The 3,409-nt window shown below is 73.6% G+C and carries 4 protein-coding genes; all 4 read left to right on the top strand.

Annotated features, from left to right (window positions below; all coding sequences use genetic code 11):
* The first annotated feature begins 1 nt into the window (after window position 1).
* A complete protein-coding gene (xerD, locus tag ACYC1Z_RS14770; protein ID WP_461410271.1) occupies window positions 2-928 on the top strand; it encodes a site-specific tyrosine recombinase XerD in 927 nt (308 codons plus the stop codon).
* Window positions 929-1,036: 108 nt separating this feature from the next.
* Window positions 1,037-1,906, top strand: a complete 870-nt coding sequence (locus ACYC1Z_RS14765) for a ParA family protein (RefSeq protein ID WP_461410272.1) — start codon at window positions 1,037-1,039, stop codon at window positions 1,904-1,906.
* Complete coding sequence (locus ACYC1Z_RS14760; protein WP_461410270.1) at window positions 1,896-2,843, top strand: segregation and condensation protein A; 948 nt, start codon at window positions 1,896-1,898, stop codon at window positions 2,841-2,843. The genes ACYC1Z_RS14765 and ACYC1Z_RS14760 overlap by 11 nt, the downstream gene beginning before the upstream one ends.
* Window positions 2,840-3,409 (top strand): SMC-Scp complex subunit ScpB (scpB, locus tag ACYC1Z_RS14755; RefSeq protein ID WP_461410269.1); only part of this gene is annotated, 570 nt, incomplete at its 3' end. The genes ACYC1Z_RS14760 and scpB, both read left to right, overlap by 4 nt.

Raw genomic sequence — 3,409 nt, 5'->3', positions numbered from 1 at the left:
GGTGCCCGAGCCCGTCGCCCGGGCGCTGGGGGAGTACCTCGCGCACCTGTCGGTCGAGCGCGGCATGAGTGAGCACACCGTCGCCGCGTACCGCCGCGACCTCACTCGCTACGGCGCGTACCTGGGCGCACGCGGGCGCGACTCGCTGGCCCAGGTCGAGCCCGGCGACGTCGCCGAGTACGTGGAGACGCTGCGGACCGGCGCGGACGGCCGCACCGCCCTCGCGGCGTCGTCCGCGGGCAGGGCCATCACCGCCGTGCGCGGCTGGCACCGTTTCGCGCTCGAGGAGGGGTCGACGGCGGCGGACCCCAGCGCCGGGGTGCGGCCCCCGTCGCCGGCCCGCCGCCTGCCCAAGGCGATCGCCGTCGAGGAGGTCGAACGGCTCCTGGACGCCGCCTCGCTGGGCGAAGGGCCGGTGCCGCTGCGGGACCGTGCCCTCCTCGAGGTGCTGTACGGGACCGGCGCCCGCATCAGCGAGGCGGTATCCCTCGCCGTCGACGACCTCGACGCCGACGTCACGTCCGTGCACCTGTTCGGCAAGGGCCGTAAAGAAAGGGTGGTGCCGCTCGGGCGGTTCGCGCTCGAGGCGCTCGAGGCGTACCTCGTGCGGGGCCGGCCCGTGCTGGCGCGGGCCGGGCGGGGGAACGCGTCGGTGTTCCTCAACACCCGGGGAAACCCCCTGAGCCGGCAGAGCGCGTGGGCGGTGCTCCAGCTCGCGGCCGGCCGGGCGGGGCTGGAGCAGCGGGTCTCGCCCCACACCCTGCGACACTCCTTCGCCACCCACCTGCTCGCCGGCGGCGCCGATGTCCGCGTGGTCCAGGAGCTGCTCGGCCACGCCTCGGTGACGACGACGCAGGTCTACACCCAGGTGACCGTCCAGACCATGCGCGAGGTCTACGCCGCCGCCCACCCGCGGGCCCGCGGCTGACCCCTTGGCGCGGACGGCCCGGGCGTCTTCTCGCGGTTCTGCCGGTCATCGCCTCGCCGCGTCGTGTTGGGGCGGCCCCGGCACGTCGACTAGCGTGGCAGCGTGAGTATCGAGCAACCAGGCCTGATCCAGGAGAGCGCCCTGACCCCGGCAGCGGGCAAGGAGCGCGACTTCCCGGTGCCGGCCCCGCTCGACGCCCACGGCCCCGCCCGCATCATCGCCATGGCGAACCAGAAGGGCGGCGTCGGGAAGACGACGTCGACCATCAATCTCGCCGCCGCGCTGGCCGAGTACGGGCGCAAGACCCTCATCGTCGACTTCGACCCGCAGGGCGCGGCCTCCGCCGGTCTGGGCATCAACGCCCACGAGCTCGACCGCACCATCTACAACCTGCTCATGGAGCCCCGTGGGGACGTCCGCGAGATCATCGCGCACACCGTCGTCCCCGGGCTGGACGTGGTGCCCGCCAACATCGACCTCTCCGCCGCCGAGATCCAGATGGTCAACGAGGTGGCCCGCGAGCAGGCGCTCGCCCGCGTGCTGCGCCCGGTGCTCGACGACTACGACGTCGTCCTCATCGACTGCCAGCCGTCCCTCGGCCTGCTCACCGTCAACGCCCTCACGGCGGCGCACGGCGTCCTCATCCCGCTCGAGGCCGAGTTCTTCGCGTTGCGCGGGGTCGCCCTGCTGGTCGAGACCATCGAGAAGGTGCAGGACCGGCTCAACCCGCGCCTGCAGATCGACGGCATCGTGGCCACCATGGTGGACCTGCGCACGCTGCACGCCCGCGAGGTCATCGAACGGGTGCGCGAGGCGTTCGGTGACAAGCTCTTCGACACGATGATCGCCCGGACCGTGAAGTTCCCCGACGCCTCCGTCGCGACCGAGCCGATCACCACCTTCGCCCCGACCCACCCCGGCGCCGAGGCGTACCGGCGTCTCGCCCGCGAGCTCGTCGCCCGCGGCCATGCCGCCTGAGACGACGGCGACCCCGGCCCACCCGGCCACCGACGGGGCGACGGCGACCCCGGCCGAACCGGTCACCGACGGGACGGCGGAGCGCCCCGGGGTTCGTGCGTTCGAGCTGACGCTGGAGAACTTCAGCGGCCCGTTCGACCTGCTGCTCTCGCTCATCGCCAAGCGCCGCCTGGACATCACCGAGGTGGCGCTCGCCGAGGTCACCGACGAGTTCATCGCCCACATCGCGGCCCAGGACGAGTGGGACCTGGGCCAGGCCAGCGAGTTCCTCCTCATCGCCGCCACGCTTCTCGACCTCAAGGCGGCCCGCCTGCTGCCGCGCGGCGACGTCGAGAGCGAGGAGGACCTCGAGCTGCTCGAGGCGAGGGACCTGCTCTTCGCCCGACTGCTGCAGTACCGCGCCTTCAAGGAGGTGGCCGAGGTCCTGGGGGAGCGGTGGGCCGAGGCCGGGCGTTCCTACCCGCGCACCGTGCCGCTCGAGCCGCACCTGGCGGCGCTGCTGCCCGAGCTCGTCATGCGGATCGGGGTGGCGGATCTCGCCCGCCTCGCCGCCGCCGCGTTCGCACCCCGGCCGGGCGAGCCACAGGTGGACATCTCCCACGTGCACAACGCCGTCGTGCCGGTGCGCGAGCAAGCGGCGATCCTGGTGGACCGGCTGCGCCGCCGCCGCATCGCCACCTTCCGCATGCTCACCGAGGACGCCACCGCCACCGCCGTCGTCGTCGCCCGGTTCCTCGCCCTGCTCGAGCTCTACCGGGAGGGCGTGGTCGCGTTCGACCAGGCCGAGGCGCTCGCCGAGCTCACCATCCGGTGGACGGGTGAGGAGGACGGCGTCGTCGTGGTCGACGACGACTACGACGAGCCGAGCGCGCCGGACGAGCCGAGCGCCCCGGAGGAGCCCACCGCCGCCGAACCCACCAAGGAGGGACCACGATGACCGAGGCCCGCTACGAGCCCGTCCCCGACGACGTCCTTCCCGAGGAGCACCTCGCCGCGCTGGAGGCGGTGCTCATGGTGATCGATGAGCCGGCGCCGACCGCGCAGCTCGCGAGCGTGCTCGGCCTGCCCACCGGTCAGGTCCTCGAGCTGCTCACCGGCCTCGCGGCGGACTACCGAGGCGAGCGCGGCGGTCGGCGCCGAGGTTTCGAGCTGCGGGAGGTGGCCGGCGGGTGGCGCGTGTACTCCGCGCCCGCGCACGCCGACGTCGTCGGGCGCTTCGTCGTGGACGGCCAGACGGCGCGACTCACGCAGGCCTCGTTGGAGACCCTCGCCGTCATCGCGTACCGTCAACCCGTCACCCGGGGCCGCATCTCGGCGATCCGCGGGGTGAACGTCGACGGCGTCGTCCGCACGCTGCACGCCCGCGGCCTGGTCGAGGAGGCCGGCCACGACGGCGACGGCGGCGCGGTGCTGTACCGCACGACGTCCTACTTCCTCGAGCGCATGGGCATGAGCTCCCTGGACGACCTGGCGCCGCTCGCGCCCTACCTGCCCGAGATCGAC

It is taken from the genome of Georgenia sp. (assembly GCF_054605595.1).
This window is presented reverse-complemented; position numbering and strand designations above follow the sequence as displayed.